11 protein-coding genes are annotated in these 13,183 nt (G+C 68.0%); 8 read left to right on the plus strand and 3 right to left on the minus strand.

The annotated features are described in order from the left end of the window. Nucleotides 1-773: 773 nt before the first annotated feature. The 4 genes from ACWDKQ_RS26055 (at nt 774) to ACWDKQ_RS26070 (ending at nt 4,932) form a co-directional block, all read left to right on the plus strand. The gene (locus ACWDKQ_RS26055) at nt 774-1,064 is read left to right on the plus strand and encodes a hypothetical protein (RefSeq protein WP_450141391.1); all 291 of its coding nucleotides are present in this window, start codon (nt 774-776) and stop codon (nt 1,062-1,064) included. Between the two features lie 220 nt (nt 1,065-1,284). Further along, nucleotides 1,285-2,085: a hypothetical protein gene (locus tag ACWDKQ_RS26060; protein ID WP_450141392.1), complete on the plus strand. Its 801-nt coding sequence runs from the start codon at nt 1,285-1,287 to the stop codon at nt 2,083-2,085. 205 nt (nt 2,086-2,290) lie between these two features. Beyond that, on the plus strand, nt 2,291-4,189 hold the full coding sequence (locus tag ACWDKQ_RS26065) for a fumarate reductase/succinate dehydrogenase flavoprotein subunit (RefSeq protein ID WP_450141393.1): 1,899 nt from the start codon (nt 2,291-2,293) through the stop codon (nt 4,187-4,189). Then, on the plus strand, nt 4,189-4,932 hold the full coding sequence (locus ACWDKQ_RS26070; RefSeq protein ID WP_450141394.1) for a succinate dehydrogenase/fumarate reductase iron-sulfur subunit: 744 nt from the start codon (nt 4,189-4,191) through the stop codon (nt 4,930-4,932). Before ACWDKQ_RS26065 ends, ACWDKQ_RS26070 begins: the two co-directional genes overlap by 1 nt. A 235-nt stretch (nt 4,933-5,167) precedes the next feature. On the opposite strand, the gene ACWDKQ_RS26075 is transcribed toward ACWDKQ_RS26070, so the two are convergent. Both ACWDKQ_RS26075 and ACWDKQ_RS26080 read right to left on the minus strand, forming a co-directional pair. Continuing rightward, a complete protein-coding gene (locus ACWDKQ_RS26075) occupies nt 5,168-5,881 on the minus strand; it encodes a GNAT family N-acetyltransferase (RefSeq protein WP_450141395.1) in 714 nt (237 codons plus the stop codon). 1,094 nt (nt 5,882-6,975) lie between these two features. After that, nucleotides 6,976-7,590, minus strand: a complete 615-nt coding sequence (locus tag ACWDKQ_RS26080; RefSeq protein WP_450141396.1) for a DUF305 domain-containing protein — start codon at nt 7,588-7,590, stop codon at nt 6,976-6,978. Nucleotides 7,591-7,972: 382 nt separating this feature from the next. On the opposite strand from ACWDKQ_RS26080, the gene ctaD reads away from it, so the two are divergent. The 3 genes from ctaD to ACWDKQ_RS26095 all read left to right on the plus strand — a co-directional run bounded on the left by ctaD (nt 7,973) and on the right by ACWDKQ_RS26095 (nt 11,911). Further along, the gene (gene ctaD / locus ACWDKQ_RS26085; protein ID WP_450141397.1) at nt 7,973-9,721 is read left to right on the plus strand and encodes an aa3-type cytochrome oxidase subunit I; all 1,749 of its coding nucleotides are present in this window, start codon (nt 7,973-7,975) and stop codon (nt 9,719-9,721) included. Nucleotides 9,722-9,845: 124 nt separating this feature from the next. Continuing rightward, the gene (serB, locus tag ACWDKQ_RS26090) at nt 9,846-11,072 is read left to right on the plus strand and encodes a phosphoserine phosphatase SerB (RefSeq protein WP_450141398.1); all 1,227 of its coding nucleotides are present in this window, start codon (nt 9,846-9,848) and stop codon (nt 11,070-11,072) included. Between the two features lie 50 nt (nt 11,073-11,122). Beyond that, nucleotides 11,123-11,911 (plus strand): peptidyl-tRNA hydrolase, encoded by a 789-nt coding sequence (locus ACWDKQ_RS26095; RefSeq protein ID WP_450141399.1) that lies wholly within the window; start codon nt 11,123-11,125, stop codon nt 11,909-11,911. 250 nt (nt 11,912-12,161) lie between these two features. Here ACWDKQ_RS26095 and ACWDKQ_RS26100 read toward each other — a convergent pair whose 3' ends face one another. Next, a complete protein-coding gene (locus ACWDKQ_RS26100; RefSeq protein ID WP_450141400.1) occupies nt 12,162-12,392 on the minus strand; it encodes a hypothetical protein in 231 nt (76 codons plus the stop codon). Between the two features lie 96 nt (nt 12,393-12,488). Between ACWDKQ_RS26100 and ACWDKQ_RS26105 the strand changes: the two genes are divergently transcribed. Beyond that, nucleotides 12,489-13,183: SCO6745 family protein (locus tag ACWDKQ_RS26105; protein WP_450141401.1), on the plus strand; the 695-nt coding region annotated here is incomplete at its 3' end.

A 13,183-nucleotide genomic window follows, 5' to 3' on the forward strand; every position in this document is an offset into this window, starting at 1 on the left:
CCGCCAGGTGCGGCGGAGCTGCTCCTGGCCAGTCACCCGATCATCATGGCGGTCCCATTCTTCGTCCCGACGTTCGCGGTGGTGGCGGTGGTAGCGGTGGGAGCGATGATCATCGACCGGGACCGCCGCAAGAACTCTCGAGACGGGGGTCCCGACACCTGATCGCCCGTTAGCGAAATCCCATCCCCTTATAGCGGCTGTTTCGGAAAATGTGGCGTGGGTTCGAGGTAGTGGCCGCTCGTGTCTTCGAAGCACCGAAGCATTCGGGCACCCTCACAGGCCAGGCGACCGGCCCGTTCACCCCGAGCCATCCATGCAAACCTCGTGGCGGTTGGGGCCAACGGCCTGTTTGGCGCGTCTATTGAGGTGAACGGTCCATTCGCTTTGCGCCAGCGACGGCCAACTGCTCGCCGAGCCCGGTGCTGCCAGGCTTATGAGGCTGCTCGCATCGCCTTCGAACTCGGTAGGTCCCCGCGGGAGATGCGGGAGGCGCGGAACTGGACGCAGGCGCAGCTCGCCCCTGCCGCTGGTATGACGCAGCCGGTGGCGCTCGGTTCGAGGCGGGAGGAACGGTCTCGACGATCCCGTTCTGGAGCTGCTCGCGCGTGCTCTCGGGGCCGATCCCGTGGTGCGCTGCGCGGAGGCCGCGCAGTAGCGCCTGACCCTGGTGGGGGAATTCGTTCAAGATCTACAATGTGGCACTTGTCACATTACTTCGTTAGGGGCAGAGTCAGTGTGGTAATCCCACCACTAGGCGGAAGAGGTGTTCGCCAATGGCCTCGACGACGACCGAACTGGCCGAACTCCAGCGGGTCCTTGCACAGCTCCGCAGCAGCGTTGGCGCGCTGCGATCCCGCTACGGCGACGCCCCGGCCGTGCGCCGGGTCCACAACGACGTGGAGCGGCTGGACATCGACGTCGCGGAACTCTCCGGCACCCTCCCCATCCAGCGGCGCAGCACCGAGTCGACCGAGGACGTGGTGATAGTGCCCGACACCCCCTACGACCCGTCGCTGTGGCGCGACGCCGACGACGAGGGGTTGGGCGGGCAGGCCCCGCATTAGGGCCGCCGCCAGGTACCGCTCGCCGTCAGATGGCAGCCGCCCGCCTGTCCGCAAAGGACCGGGTCCGGATGCGGGGGATGCGTCCCCCGCATTTCGCTTGATCGGGGTAAGCCCCCGGCTGTTGCGCCGGTTGGGGGACTACCTGCACCGGGGCCATTGATCCACAATGAGCGGCCTCAGGTGAGCACTGCCGGACGAACAAGACAACGAGGTCTGCGAAATGTCCGCACCCCCAACCGCCACCGGCCGGGCACGGATCTCCGTGCGAACCCTGCGAACCGACCGGTGGTGGCTGCCGCCGCTGGTCACCTTCGTCGGGCTGTTGGCCTTCGTGGTCTACGGTCTGATCCGCACCTTCATGAACCAGTGGTACTGGGTTCCCGAGTACCACTACCTGGCGCCGTTCTACTCGCCGTGCCTTTCGACCGCCTGCGTGCCGGGCTCCAGCCACTGGGGGAAACCGGCACCGGACCTGGGGCCGTTCGTGCCGCCGCCGATCTTCGTGCTGCCGTTCGTCCTCGGCTTCCGGCTGACCTGCTACTACTACCGGAAGGCCTACTACCGGTCGTTCTGGGCGTCGCCGCCGGCGTGCGCGGTCGCCGAACCGCACCGCCGCTACACCGGCGAGACCCGGTTCCCGCTGATCATGCAGAACGTGCACCGCTACTTCTTCTACGCGGCGCTGATCGTGGCGGCGGTGCTGACCTACGACACGGTGATCGCCTTCCGGGGCGCCGACGGTGGCTTCGGCATCGGGCTGGGCACCCTGCTGATGGTGGTCAACGTCGTGCTGCTGTGGTCTTACACGCTGTCCTGCCACTCCTGCCGGCACCTGATCGGCGGCAGGCTCGCCCACTTCTCGAAGCACCCGGTGCGCTACTGGTTCTGGACCAAGGTGACCTGGCTCAACGGCAAGCACATGCTGCTGGCCTGGTCGTCGCTGTTGTCGGTGGCGCTGGTGGACCTCTACGTGCTGCTGGTGGCCAGCGGTGCGTTCCCGGATCCGAGACTGTTCAACTAGCCAGGAAGTGTTCTCAGGTGGTTTGCGTGGCGGTGCCGGTAGCGCAACCTCAGCGGTCTGCTCGCTGCGGGATCCCCGACATCATGAATGGCCAACACCACGTCGGGGCTGTCTTCGCGAGAAGTGCCCCTGAGAACCTGCGGCAGGGTCAGTTGAGTCCCACACCGCAAGCGGCTGCCGCCGCTTGTGAAGGAGAAGGAAGTCGATGGTGGAGATCGAACGGCACGAGTACGACGTCGTCGTGATCGGCGCCGGTGGTGCGGGCCTGCGCGCGGCGATCGAGACGCGGTCCCAGGGCTTGCGCACGGCAGTGGTGTGCAAGTCGTTGTTCGGCAAGGCCCACACGGTGATGGCCGAGGGCGGCATCGCCGCGTCGATGGGCAACGTCAACTCCCGCGACAACTGGCAGGTTCACTTCCGCGACACCATGCGCGGCGGGAAGTTCCTGAACAACTGGCGGATGGCGGAGCTGCACGCGAAGGAAGCGCCGCAGCGGGTGTGGGAGCTGGAGACTTACGGGGCGCTGTTCGACCGCACCCCGGACGGCCGGATCAGCCAGCGCAACTTCGGCGGTCACGAGTATCCGCGGCTGGCGCACGTCGGCGACCGCACCGGGCTGGAGCTGATCCGCACGTTGCAGCAGAAGATCGTGTCGCTGCAGCAGGAGGACCACGCCGAGCACGGCGACTACGAGGCCAGGATCAAGGTCTTCCAGGAGTGCACGGTCACCGAGCTGCTCAAGGACGACGGCCGGATCGCCGGGGCGTTCGGGTACTGGCGGGAGTCTGGGCGGTTCGTGCTGTTCCAGGCGCCGTCGGTAATCCTCGCCACCGGCGGGATCGGCAAGTCGTTCAAGGTGACCTCGAACTCGTGGGAGTACACCGGCGACGGGCACGCGCTGGCGCTGCGAGCCGGGGCGTCGCTGATCAACATGGAGTTCGTGCAGTTCCACCCGACCGGCATGGTGTGGCCGCCGAGCGTGAAAGGCATCCTGGTCACCGAGTCGGTGCGCGGCGACGGCGGCGTGCTGCGCAACTCCGAGGGCCGCCGGTTCATGTTCGAATACATCCCCGAGGTCTTCAAGGACAACTACGCGGACAACGAGGACGAAGCCGACCGCTGGTACGACGACCCGGACAACAACCGCCGCCCGCCGGAGCTGCTGCCGCGCGACGAGGTGGCGCGCGCGATCAACAACGAGGTGAAGGAAAGCCGGGGTTCGCAGCACGGCGGGGTATTCCTCGACATCGCGACCCGGCTACCCGCGGAGCAGATCACCAAGCGGCTGCCGTCGATGTACCACCAGTTCAAGGAACTTGCCGACGTGGACATCACCGCGGAGTCCATGGAGGTCGGGCCGACCTGCCACTACGTGATGGGCGGCGTGGAGGTGGACCCGGACACCGCGGCGTCCCGGGTGCCGGGGCTATTCGCGGCCGGCGAAGTGGCCGGCGGGATGCACGGATCCAACCGGCTAGGCGGCAACTCGCTGTCCGACCTGCTGGTCTTCGGTCGCCGCGCGGGTGCTGGTGCCGCCGAGTACGTCGCGGGGCTCGGGGCGCGGCCGGACATCGGCCAGTCCGATGTGGACGCTGCGGCCCGTCGCGCGCAGGATCCGTTCGAGTCCGCTGCCGCGCCGAACGCGGAGAACCCCTATGCGCTGCACGCCGAGCTGCAGCAGGTGATGAACGACCTCGTCGGGATCATCCGCAAGGGCGAGGAAATGCGGCAGGCGTTGAAGAGGCTGCGGGACCTCAAGGCGCGCGCCGAACACCTCGCAGTGGAGGGCAACCGGCAGTTCAACCCGGGCTGGCACCTGGCGCTGGACCTGCGGAACATGCTGCTGGTAAGCGAATGCGTGGCGCGGGCGGCGCTGCTGCGCACGGAGAGCCGCGGCGGCCACACCCGCGACGACCACCCGGTGATGGAGTCGAAGTGGCGGCGCAAGCTGCTCGCGTGCGGGATCGGCGACGAGCAGGTCGAGGTCCTAGAGCAGTCGCAGCTGCCGATGCGCGGGGACTTGCTGGAGCTGTTCAAGGTCGAGGAACTGCGCAAGTACTACACAGAGGAAGAGCTGGCGGACGTCGAGGTGAAGGGGCTCTGATGGGATACCAGGCGCACTTCCGGGTGTGGCGCGGTTCGGCCGACGGCGAGCTCCGCGACTACACCGTTGAGGTCAACGTGGGCGAGGTGGTGCTCGACATCATCCACCGGTTGCAGGCCACCCAGTGTCCGGACATGGCGGTGCGGTGGAACTGCAAGGCGGGCAAGTGCGGCTCGTGCTCGGCGGAGATCAACGGCCGCCCCCGGCTGATGTGCATGACACGGATGTCGACGTTCGAGCCGGCCGAGACGATCACGGTCACGCCGATGCGGACGTTCCCACTGGTCAAGGACCTCGTCGCGGACGTTTCCTACAACTACGTGAAGGCCCGTGAGGTGCAGTCGTTCGCGCCGCCGGAAGGGCTGGAGCCGGGCGAGTACCGGATGCAGCAGGTGGACGTGCAGCGGTCGCAGGAGTTCCGCAAGTGCATCGAGTGCTTCCTGTGCCAGAACACCTGCCACGTCATCCGCGATCACGACGACAACAAGCAGGCGTACTCCGGGCCCCGCTTCCTGATGCGGGTGGCCGAGCTCGAAATGCACCCGCTGGACGCGGCGGAGAACCGCCCGGAGGAAGCACGCGGCGAACACGGCCTGGGTCTGTGCAACATCACCAAGTGCTGCACGGATGTCTGTCCCGAGAACATCCGCATCACCGACAACGCGCTGATCCCGCTGAAGGAGCGGGTGGCGGACCGCCGCTACGACCCGATCCTTCGCCTCTTCCGCCGCAAGAAGGACTGAGCGCGACACCGACCGAGAGTCCCGGCCGCCCGGCTCCGCCAGGTGAGCGGGACTCTCGTCGCGTTCAGGTGTCGTCGTGTCCCGCGCGGAGGTGGAGTAGTGGGTCGGGGCGTCGGGCTGGGGCTGGTGGGCTCGTTCGTCGGGCGCATCAAGGCCGGGGAGTTCGACGCCGCTTAGTGCGGGGTCGTGAGTGCACAAGCCCGGTTGGCTGCGCACCCTCGACTCCCATTGTGGGTCAGATGCCGAACGGGGCCGGGTACCGGACCTTGCCGCTGGGGATTTCGGCTTCCGGGTCGAGTGGGAGGGCCATCATGGCCTCGTCCGGGACCTCGATCGTCAGGCCGATCCCGAACTCCGACGCCCTCTTGAACCCGAAGCGCGGATAGTACTCGGGATGTCCGAGCACGAGGACCAGCTTCTCGCCCATCGCGCGCGCCGCTTCCAGCCCGGCCCGGATCGCCGCCGAGCCCGCTCCGGTGCGCTGGAAGCGCTGCAGCACAGCGCACGGCCCGAGGGTCAGGACCGGGAAGCCGCTGACGTGGCTGCGCGTGAGCAGCGAATGGCCGACGACCTCACCGTTCGCGTTCTCGGCCACGATGGAAAGTCCGTCGATCCACGCCGGATCCTTGCGCAGCGCCTCGATCACGCCCGCCTCCACAGCGGTGGGGAAGGCGTCGAGGTTGACCGCGCGGATTGCTGGGACGTCGGCTTCGGTCTCCGGGCGGGTGGTCCACATCTTGGGGCTCTCCACGTTCTCGGGGCGCAGGACATAGCCGGTGTAGCGGTAGTCGCGGCCGTGCGCTCGACGAAGTTCGATCTCGGATCGAGCGGCGGCGACCGCTTTGCACATCCAGGGCACGGTCAGGTCGGCCGCGGCGATACACCCGGCCAGCGGGGCGTAGTACTCGTCGAGCCAGTCCGGTCCCGGCAGGTGGTAGGTCGCGACCACCTCGTACCCGGCTCGGGTCGCGGCGGCAGCGTTGGCCTCAGTGGTGCGCAGCGGATCGAGCGCTCGCGGTCCAGCCCGCAGCGGTTCGGCTAGTTGGAGCAGGTGCCGGGTGGTCGCGTCGGATCCGGCCCCTGTCGGGGCAGGCCGTGGTGCAACGCGAAGAACGCGTCACGCACGGCGAGTTCGTCCGGGGAAGCAGAACTGTTTTGTGGCAACGGAAGGAACTCCTGGTGAAGGGAGCCCGGTGCAGACGCGTGCAGACATGTCCGCAACGCGGCGGACGCATCAGCTGGGACGGCGCCTTAGACCGGGACTCGGAACGTGAGAACGGTCCGGGCGCTGCTCGCAGCAGCTATCACCAGGGCAACCATGAGATCTCACCTCCCGTTCCACGCGCGTCGTCGATCACGAACGATCTCGACGCTAGCAGCCGCGCCCGAGGAGAGCACGTGATTTTTCGCGCCGCCTGGCTCGGCCGGGAACCGCCGCACATCCGCGGTGCCGCGCACGGGTTCGACGGATGAGGTTCGCAAACGGTCCTACACGGCACCGGAAGGACGATTCTTCTTTATTCCGAGGGTATTCACCCCGCGTTACCCAGCTCCAGTCGCTGACTGGCGAAACGGCGTACCCGCAGAGCGGGGCTGCTGACCGAGGTCGACAAGCGCATCCGCACGCTGATCACCCTGGCCTTCGCTGTCTGCTGCGATGAAACCCCACTGCGGGTCGGGTCACGCACACCCAAGCCGGGCAAGAAGAAAGCCGAGAAGTACCTGCTGGTCGCGTGCACCGAGCTCTACACCCACTACCTGCTCGGCGACCGGGCCATCACTTCACTGATCACCCGACCGACACCACCAGGGTCGGGCACAACGCCACGTCACAACCGCCCACCGTCAGCACACCAGCTGAATGTTCACTCATGAGCAGCTCGACCAGTCGCGACGAAGGAGCGTTGCGCAGCCAGTGCATCAGCGTGATCGACCGCGGTAGGTAAACGCGGCGGGCGCGGCGCTCGACGCCGCACCAACAGTGAAGGGCACCCTCTGCCGAGTTGGCAGAAGGTGCCCTTCACCTGGTGAAACCGTGTCAGCTCAGAGCGAGTTGAGCTTGGTCGTCGTCCGCTGCTCGTCGGCCACGAGTTCCTCGGCCAGCTTGCGCATCGCCTGCGCCGAGCCTTCCTCCTGCTCGGTGCGGGCGAGCTTCCCGGCGCCCCCCTGCAGCGATAGCATCGCCTGCTTCCACTGCTGGTCGAACTGCGCTCCCGAGGCCTTCGAGAGCTGCTGCAGCTGCTGGTCGGTCTGCAGGCCAGCATCGGCGGAGTTCTCGGCCTCGTCCTCCGGGGCGCTGCCCGACTGGTGGCCGGCGGCGGAGTTCAAAAACCCGTTCAGCTGCTCGACCTGCGGCTGCACCGACTGCTTTAGCTCCGCGGCAAGCGACTTGACCTCGCCGCTCTGCGCGTTGGTGGCGGCCAGGTCGGCCAGTTTCGACACCTGCTGCCGGTTGGCGAGCAGCTGTTGCGCGAACTCGCGGTCCGTCGCGGTGTGCTCGCCGGTCGACCCGGTGCCGTGCTCGGCGTGCGGCTGCGCGGTCGCGGGCGGCGGCGTGCCGGGGGCCGGTGGCTGGTCGCTGGGTGCCTCGCTCGGCGTGCAGCCCGCGAGTGCGAGACCGCCGGCCAGCACGGCGCCGATGATCGTGCTCCTCCGCACGTGCTTCCCCTCCAGGATCTGGTGGACGTCGTCCCAGGGCGGCCCGTTGATCGGTAGCGGCTGATCGCAGGTGGGCTGCCGGACCTCTTGCCTCGTAGGCTAACCGGCACCTCGCAGGCGCGTGCGGGCGACATCGCCGCGTGCGCGCGCTGTCGGGTGGATCTCACTGCGGGTGACGGTGCCCGTCCCAATGAATAGGGTGGCTACGGCCCGGCCGAACTACGGTCGGAGGCCCGGACTAGTATCCGCAGTCGGCAGGCATCGCGACTGGACTTGTGCTGCAGGGGTCCTGCAGGGTGTCGCGTGCTGTCAACCGGCCCAACCGGGTCGGGGCGGACCCAGTCGGGTTCGATGAGGCTTCAAAGGGAGTGCAGGAGGCACCGTGACGGCCGTCGCGCCACAGCCGATCGCCACGCGCCCCTATCCGGTGCGCAAAACGGTCAAGGGGTCATTCCTGGCGCGGATGTTCCGCACCACGGACCACAAGCAAATCGGCATCCTCTACCTGGTCACGTCGATGGCGTTCTTCCTGGTCGGTGGCCTGATGGCGATGCTGATCCGCGGGGAGCTGGCCGTTCCGGGGCTGCAGTTCCTGTCGCAGGAGCAGTACAACCAGCTGTTCACCATGCACGGCACGGTCATGCTGCTGCTGTACGCGACGCCGATCCTCTTCGGCTTCGCGAACTACATTCTGCCGCTGCAGATCGGTTCCCCGGACGTCGCGTTCCCGCGGTTGAACGCCCTGGGTTACTGGCTGTACCTGTTCGGCGGCCTGATGGTCGTCAGCGGTTTCCTGCTGCCGGGTGGCGCCGCCGATTTCGGCTGGTTCGCCTACACCCCGCTGTCGGACGCGCTGCACTCGCCGGGCCACGGCGCGGACATGTGGATCGCCGGTCTGGCGGTCTCCGGTCTGGGCACCATCCTCGGTGCGGTCAACATGCTGACCACCGTGGTCTGCCTGCGCGCCCCCGGCATGACGATGTTCAGGTTGCCGATCTTCACCTGGAACATCATGGTCACGAGCCTGCTGATCCTGATGGCGTTCCCGATCCTTACCGCTGCGCTGCTGGGCCTGATGGCCGACCGGCACCTCGGTGCGCACGTGTTCGACCCGGCCAACGGCGGCGTGATCCTCTGGCAGCACCTGTTCTGGTTCTTCGGCCACCCCGAGGTCTACATCGTCGCGCTGCCGTTCTTCGGCATCGTGTCGGAGATCTTCCCGGTCTTCAGCCGTAAGCCGCTGTTCGGCTACACGGGTCTGGTCCTCGCGACGCTGGGCATCGCGGCCCTGTCGGTCGTGGTGTGGGCGCACCACATGTACGCCACCGGCGCCGTGCTGCTGCCGTTCTTCGCGTTCACCACGTTCCTGATCGCGATCCCGACCGGGGTGAAGTTCTTCAACTGGATCGGCACCATGTGGAAGGGGCAGCTGACCTTCGAAACGCCGATGATCTTCAGCGTCGGCTTCATTGTCACCTTCCTCTTCGGCGGTCTCACCGGTGTCCTGCTGGCCATGCCGCCGGTCGACTTCCACGTCTCGGACACCTACTTCGTGGTGGCGCACTTCCACTACGTGCTCTACGGCACGATCGTGTTCGCGACCTTCGCCGGTATCTACTTCTGGTTCCCGAAGATGACCGGCCGGATGCTCGACGAGCGGCTGGGCAAGCTGCACTTCTGGCTGACGTTCATCGGCTTCCACGGCACGTTCCTGGTGCAGCACTGGCTGGGAAACGAGGGCATGCCGCGCCGGTACGCCGACTACCTGGAGTCCGACGGGTTCACCGCGCTGAACACGGTCTCCACGATCGGCGCGTTCATCCTGGGCGCCTCGATGCTGCCGTTCCTCTACAACATCTTCAAGAGCTACCGCTACGGCGAGGTCGTCACGGTCGACGACCCGTGGGGCTACGGCAACTCCCTGGAGTGGGCGACCTCCTGCCCGCCGCCGCGGCACAACTTCACCGAGCTGCCCCGGATCCGTTCCGAGCGCCCGGCCTTCGAGCTTCACTACCCGCACATCTCCGAGCGGATGCGGCTGGAGGGGCACCTCAGCCTCACCGGCAAGACCCTCGCGCACAAGCACGAGGCGAACCCGGCGGTCGGTGCCTCGGAGAAATCCGAGAAGTGACTTGGGCGCTAGCCCCGCACGGTAGAACTGTGCCAGGGTGGGGCTAGCTCGACGATGAGCCCCGGCGGGCTGTGTCCCGCCGGGGCTCAACGTTTGTCTGGGGTTTAGAGAGGAAACCGCTGTCGTGAACGCGACTACCGTGTTGATCACCGTGACCGGAAAGGACAAGCCGGGGGTCACCTCCGTGCTGTTTGCCGCGCTGACCCGGCACGGGGTGGACATCGTCGACGTGGAACAGGTGGTGATCCGCGGTCAACTGGTTCTCGGCGTGCTGGTGTCCACCGAACGCGACCCGGAGCAACTGCAGGAGGCCGTCGAGCAGGCGATGGCCACCGTCGGCATGGCCATCGACGTGGCGATCGGCACCGAGGACGGCGGCGCCGCAAAGCTCGGCTCGACGCACGTCGTTGTGGTGCTCGGGCAGCCGGTCACCGCCCGCAGCTTCGGCGAGGTCGCCCGCGGCCTGGCCGAGATCGGCGTGAACATCGACTCCATCCGCCGTGTCGCCGACTACCCGGTGACCGGGCTGGAACTGCAGGTCAGCGTCCCAGTCGATGGCGAGGGCTCGGATGACGCGCTGACCTCGGCGATGGCCGACCTGGCCGCGCGCATCGGCGTGGACTTGGCCGTCGAGCGCACCGGGCTGGCCCGCCGCGCCAAGCGGCTGGTGGTCTTCGACGTGGACTCCACGCTCATTCAGGGCGAGGTCATCGAGATGCTGGCCGCGCGGGCCGGCTGCGAGCGAGAGGTCCGCGAGGTTACTGAGCGGGCCATGCGCGGCGAGCTGGACTTCGCCGAGTCGCTGCGGCAGCGGGTCGCCGTGCTGGAGGGCCTGCCCGCCTCGGTGCTCGACGACGTCGCCGCGGAGCTCGAGCTCACCCCCGGCGCCCGGACCACCATCCGCACGCTGCGCCGCCTGGGCTTCCACACGGGCGTCGTCTCCGGCGGGTTCACCCAGATCATCGACCAGCTGGTGGACGAGCTCGGGCTGGACTTCAGCGCCGCGAACGAGCTGGAGATCGTGGACGGCAAGCTGACCGGACGGGTCGTCGGGGAGATCGTGGACCGCCCCGGAAAGGCGAAGGCATTGCGGCGGTTCGCCGAGTCCTTCGGGGTGCCGGCGGCGCAGTGCGTCGCAGTCGGCGACGGGGCTAACGACATCGACATGCTTACGGCCGCCGGGCTCGGGGTGGCGTTCAACGCCAAGCCCGCGCTGCGGGAGGTCGCCGACACCGCGCTGTCGTACCCGTTTCTGGACACCGTGCTGTTTGTGCTCGGCGTGACGCGTGCCGAGATCGAGACGGCGGACGCCGAGGACGGTGTGCTGCGGCGGGTGCCGCTGGATGTGTGACGTCCGCGGTGGGGCGGAATATTTGTGGTCAGGAATCGGATAATCGCAATGTGCCTGATTCCGCCGCCTTCTCCGTCATCGACCCGCTGATCGCCCGGTACGCCTCGTGGCTGGCGCTGCCGGGGGAGGCCACTGCGGACACCTCCGACGAGGATCCGGAGAACGTGGTCCTGATGCCGATGGTGCTGAGGATCGAGCGCCGCGAGCCGCCGGACCGCACGGCGCTGCTGGAGGCGGCCGCGGCGGCGGCGATCGCGGTGTGCCTCGACGAGCGCTGCAAGCCGGGCGGTGAGTGGCACGAGGCGATGCACACCTGGATCTCCGGGCGCATCCGCAAGGTGGCGCGGCGGGCACGCGGCGCGCACTGGGATGCGGTCCGGTCGTTGCCCGGGCGCACCGCTGTGGTGGGCAACTCCGAGGTGCGGGCGTTCCTCCCGATGCCCGTGGCGGACATGCCCAAAGAGCTCAGCCGGTTGCAGATCTCCGGCAGCGAGTTGTCCGCCGACGAGCCGGGAGCGCCGGCACCGGATGCCCCGACGCTGTGGCTGAACCCTGATGTGCCGATGAGCGCCGGGAAGTCCGCGGCGCAGGTCGGGCACGCGACGATGATCCTTGCGGCGCTGCTGCACGGGGCAGGCCTGGACGCCGAGCTGGAGCGTTGGGTGGCCGACGGGTTTCGCTGCTCGGTGCGGCAGGCTGACGTGGCGACCTGGGCGCGCCTGCACCCGCGCGACGACCCGGAAACGGCTTGGCGGCAGGCGCGGGTGGCGATGGTCCGCGACGCCGGTTTCACCGAGGTCGACCCGGGCACCGTCACGGTCCTGGCGCAGTGGCCCTGACCCTGCCCGTGGCCGCAGGCATTCGGGAGTTGCTTCGGGTCGCTGCAGCGGCTAGCGGTCTCGGTAGCAGTGGAGCGGAGAGCACCGGCAAGGCGTCCAGTTTGCTGAACGTCTTGGCTGGCACGCTGTTCGGGTGACGATCAGTGAGCGGATCGAGGAAAGCCGTCGTGAGCGGCGGGTGCTGGCGCGGGTGACACGGGCCGCATGGCGGTTAGAACAGGCCGAGCAGGAACGTGCGTGGGCGTTAGCCTCACCGAGGTGCGTGGCCGAGGAGTGGCGGAGTTGGTGCAGTCGTAGCCCGTTGCCGTGGTGGGCGAGCAGGACTCGGGCGGTGCCGTTTCCCGGTGCGCTCGGCGTCCGCCTCGGCGTTGACGTCGTCGGCCAGGTCGAGCTTGCCGCGCACGTGGTCGACGACAATCGCTGGTACATCCGTGAGTTTGGGAAAGTAGCCCAGCCGTTGGTAGCACTTGAGCAGCACCACGAGGGCCACAAAGCTTGGTGTCGGAACTGGATGAGCCGTTCGTGGAGTAGATGAGCGGCCCGCCACGAGGGCACCGCCACGATCACAGGGGATGAGATGTCGCACCCGCAGCCCGTAGCCCGCCGCATGTACGACCTGGTCGAGCCCGTCGGCCTGGTGCCCTATCTTGCCGATGGGGCGGACGATGCCCTGATGTCGTTGGGCCTGCGCAACCAGTGGGACGCCTACTTCGCCGGTCGGGCCGCGCCGTTCGGTCGGGCGGTGCCGGCTGAGGTGGTCCACGCGGTCTTCTACAACTTCGCCCCCGGCGAGGTGGCACGCCACCTCCCGCAGGTCTGGGACCTGACCACGCCCGAGACGGCGCTGGCCGCCCGCAAGCGGGGATGCGTCGCGGCGATACGGCGGATCCTCGGTGAACTCGCCGACGATCCTAGCGTCGCGCGCGCCGGCGACCTCCTGATAAGGGCGGCGACCAGCGCACCGGTGGAGGGACGCGCCCTCTATGCCGCCCTCCGCGTGCTCCCGGTACCGCAGGAGTCCGTGGCCCGGCTGTGGCACGCGGCCACCCTGCTCCGCGAGCACCGCGGCGACGGCCATACCGTCGCGTTGATGGCCGAGGGCGTCGGCGGGACGGAGGCCCACGTGCTGCACGCCCTGTCCGTTGACATGCCCGCCAAGGAGTTCGGCCGAGTCCATCATCTGCCTGCCGCGCAGCTGACCGCGGTCATCGACGGCATGCGCGCCCGCGGTCTTGTCGGGACCGACGGCTGGCTAACCGCCGCCGGCCGGGC

It is taken from the genome of Saccharopolyspora sp. NPDC000995, assembly GCF_053599315.1.

Coding starts and splice junctions, on each gene's coding strand:
- ACWDKQ_RS26065 (WP_450141393.1), top strand. CDS start 2,291: ATGGTGGAGATCGAACGGCACGAGTACGACGTCGTCGTGATCGGCGCC.
- ACWDKQ_RS26055 (WP_450141391.1), top strand. CDS start 774: ATGGCCTCGACGACGACCGAACTGGCCGAACTCCAGCGGGTCCTTGCA.
- ACWDKQ_RS26060 (WP_450141392.1), top strand. CDS start 1,285: ATGTCCGCACCCCCAACCGCCACCGGCCGGGCACGGATCTCCGTGCGA.
- ACWDKQ_RS26070 (WP_450141394.1), top strand. CDS start 4,189: ATGGGATACCAGGCGCACTTCCGGGTGTGGCGCGGTTCGGCCGACGGC.